The 2956-nt window shown below is 32.6% G+C and carries 3 protein-coding genes; all 3 read right to left on the reverse strand.

What is annotated here, in order from left to right; all coding sequences use genetic code 11:
- Nucleotides 1–247: 247 nt before the first annotated feature.
- A complete protein-coding gene (locus FQU21_RS17150; protein WP_147679233.1) occupies nucleotides 248–886 on the reverse strand; it encodes an SLATT domain-containing protein in 639 nt (212 codons plus the stop codon).
- Between the two features lie 181 nt (nucleotides 887–1067).
- Nucleotides 1068–1736 carry a DUF6904 family protein gene (locus FQU21_RS17155; RefSeq protein WP_147679235.1) on the reverse strand — a complete coding sequence of 223 codons (669 nt, stop codon included), beginning with the start codon at nucleotides 1734–1736 and terminating at the stop codon, nucleotides 1068–1070.
- A gap of 2 nt (nucleotides 1737–1738) precedes the next feature.
- Nucleotides 1739–2842 (reverse strand): AcrVA2 family anti-CRISPR protein, encoded by a 1104-nt coding sequence (locus tag FQU21_RS17160; protein WP_147679236.1) that lies wholly within the window; start codon nucleotides 2840–2842, stop codon nucleotides 1739–1741.
- Between the last annotated feature and the right edge of the window lie 114 nt (nucleotides 2843–2956).

Here is a 2956-nt window from a genome sequence, read left to right on the forward strand (position 1 = left end):
TTTTCAGTTTAAAAGGTTCTGAATACCGTCTAATTACTTTGTCATTTCTATACATAATGTTTAAAATTATGTAGCCTTATTTCAGGACGGGTCATAATTACTGCCAACGGTTTTGTGTATGGTTAGTTGCGTGTTTAAGCAACTAATTTAGTAAACAAAAACGAACGCGAGAAAATTCCGAAGGAATTTTCCAAATAAGCACTTGCCAAAGCAATTAATTATACACGGTGTTGCCAGTAGTATTTTTTCATTTTATTAACCAATAAATTAAAATTGGTGGAATAATTATCAAAATGTGATATAAAAATTGTGTATTCCAATAGTATCTTAATTTGATAATTCCAATATTCAGCAAGTTCAGTTTGAAATAGTCATTTTTAGTGGTCTGAAACATTAAAAAATCTATGTATTTATGATTTTCATATTTCTTCAAAACGTTAGAATATTCAATTGATAAGTTTTCAGACAATTTGTTTATTTCGTCTTGCTTCATCGAACTTGTTTTTAAATAGCGTAGCTTATTATAAAGTTCGCTTATTTCTAAAGCACAATCGTGAAATTTTTCCGCTCGCAATCGGTAATCATTTGAACCTTCCAATTGACTAAATACAAGAATTAAAATCGAAAGACTTGTTGAAATCAGAGCGAAATATTTGGTTGAAATCAGTAATTCAGGTCCAATTTCAAATACGCTTAAAAGTCCAAGTATTATTAAGTATGCCGATAAAAATCCTAATGAATATGAAGAAAGTTTATTAATCGATTTAAGTCTGTGGCTAGCAACAAATCTAGCTCCTTTTGTTGTCCAAAATTTAAAGTTCAGTTCAACACTAAAGTCTTTTTCCAAATATTGTTGTCCCGAAGTTGTTTCTAATTCTTCGCTCATTAAATTTTTATGGTTTTAGATTGGTTCATATTACTGGCAACGGCCCGGCTAAGAAACGTAGGGCTTTCGAAGCGATTACCTGTCCACCGAAACCGAAGTTTGCTAAATGAACGAACCTTTCTGAAAGCCTTGTCCGCCCTATGTTTTCTTAGCCATTGTTAGCTGTGGTTTTTCTTTTTTTTTACCATTTTATTTCAGGAAATTCACTAAATTCTAAATCCGTTATTTCACAATTCTGTTCTTTCGCTGAAATCTCAAAAGATTGAATTAAGTCTTTGTATTCTTGTCTCCATTCTGAAAAATGGTCGCCAATCAATTGAGGAATATTCCTGAACCTTCTCTTACCTGCTTTATCTGAAACGAACTTGATATGTAAGGCTTGATAGATAATGAAAGCATATTGATTGGTAATGTTGATTCGTTGTCCAATGTAGTGTTGTATCATATTTGCACCTTGTGGGTCATAGTCAAAAAGTGCCTTTTCTGTTACATATTCGAGCATATATAGGTTTGCTTGACATAACTTATCCGTCTGAATGTAGCCTGCATTATGTCTTAAAGCGGAAATAAAAATTAGAATATCTGTCCATACACATTGAAAACCATAATAGTGCATTTCTTTATCGTCTCCGTTAAATGTCAATTTATCCGTAAGTCGTTGCCCTGAATAGGCTTTCCGAATTTCATAAGCAAAATTCATAAGCAATTGTGATTGAGCTTTTAATCGAATATTACTTTCATCAAGCGAGGTAGCGATTTCGTGAACGTTTGAATATAGGCTATTCAAATCGCCATAATCCCCAAATATTGAAATTCCTGTCCCGCTTTTGGTTGGGTATCCTTGCAACATATTTAGTTGTTTTTATCTACTGAATAAAGGTGTCCTTTGGTTGGTGCTCCCTTTTCCTTATTTACAATTGTTGGCATTATCCAAACCAACTTAGATTGTGAAAGATTTTCTCCAAATTTTTGATTTCTCCAATGCCCACGTCTCCAATGTGGGGAAACTTCCCCTGTGTTCCTATCATACTTATTTGAAGGAAATGTTGAAAGTCCAACTAGTTTAATTTTAGAAAAACCAAAATTTTTAATCTCGTTGTTGGCAACTTCTTTTCTTCTTTTAGTATTTGCCTTTTCAAGTTTTGTTTTTAAATGTATTGGTAAGTCAATCGTGTATTTTTCTGTAACATCTTTATCCTTGAGTGAAAGATACAGTAAGCAATTAATAATAAGTTTCACTGTCCGCTCAATGAACTCTGAGTGGATTTTGTAAAGGTCAATTTTTGTATCAGCATCTTGGTCTTCCCAAGTATCAACATCAACGAACATATTTTTTGCATCCTTAACAGCATCACCAACATTTAGTAAATTGTATGGTCGGTCAAGATATAGCGAGTATGAATGAAACCCCCTTACGTGATTGTACAGATTATCATTGATATGTTTAAAATGTTCAATGTAGTTACCCGTAAAGTTGAAAGAAATCACTTTTTCATAAGTTACATCATCATCAATATCATCATTGATTTCTTCTGAAATGTAAACCCCTTCAATTGTTGGTGGAAAACCATTAGCAAATGGAATATTTGCTTTTGAAATATCGATATAAAAATTTGGGTAAGGAAGTTTGATTTGTTCAAGGTCAATATCTGAAACATCTGTGTCCTTAAGCATTTCCAATATTCCTTCTGAGAAATCAAAAATGTTTCTTCCTGTATTTTGCCAAGTTGTCCACAAACCAAAGTCATTCCATAGATATTCTCTTTCAAGTCTTTGGTCGTATGTGAAATGTTTATTATTCTTTGTCCACCCGTAATTGCCTTCATCCTTGTAGAAATATTCATTTTTTCCATTGCAGTAGTCGTTGAACCTTTCCTTATCTTTTAAGTGTCGGATAAAGTTGTTGATTTTTGCAACCCTGTTTGGATAATAGTCTATGTATTTCTTTTCTGTCACGTGGTCGTTTTTAAATCACAGCTAACGATCTGGATATGAATCGTAGCATTCAAACCAGCTCTAAATTTTTGTTTAATACCAAGCAATAAAAATAAACAAAAACTTTGTTAAAGC

This window comes from Algibacter pacificus (assembly GCF_008033385.1).
Lineage (GTDB): Bacteria > Bacteroidota > Bacteroidia > Flavobacteriales > Flavobacteriaceae > Algibacter > Algibacter pacificus.